The sequence below is a fragment of the Kitasatospora sp. NPDC092039 genome (assembly GCF_044756065.1).
Taxonomy (GTDB): domain Bacteria; phylum Actinomycetota; class Actinomycetes; order Streptomycetales; family Streptomycetaceae; genus Kitasatospora.
The window spans coordinates 82,747-83,142 of sequence record NZ_JBIVSD010000001.1; the positions used below are offsets into that span (position 1 = coordinate 82,747).

Consider the following 396-nt stretch of genomic DNA (forward strand, 5'->3'; position numbering starts at 1 on the left):
ATGACGGCGTGGGCACTGATCTTGTAGGTCTGGGGGCAGTCCCCGGGGCCGGGGCGCGTGACGCTGACGCCGACCGACCCGTCGGCGGAGTGGCCGTCCGCGGGCCCCGGTTCTCCGGTGACGTGGGTTTCCGGAACGCGCAGGCCCGAGCCGGTCGAGGTGAGGGCGTTGCAGACGGTGGGGTCGATGACGGCGTGGGCACTGATCTTGTAGGTCTGGGGGCAGTCCCCGGGGCCGGGGCGCGTGACGCTGACGCCGACCGACCCGTCGGCGGAGTGGCCGCCGACCGGCCCGGGGACTCCGGTGACGTGGGTTTCCGGGACGCGCAGGCCGGACCTGGTGGAGGTCAGGGCGTTGCAGTCGGTGGGGTCGATGATGGCGTGGGCGCTGACCGCG

The 396-nt window shown here is 73.7% G+C and carries 1 pseudogene; it reads right to left on the reverse strand.

From position 1 onward, the window contains the following. A pseudogene (locus tag ACIQI7_RS00370) lies at positions 1-396 on the reverse strand (hypothetical protein); the annotation flags it as partial.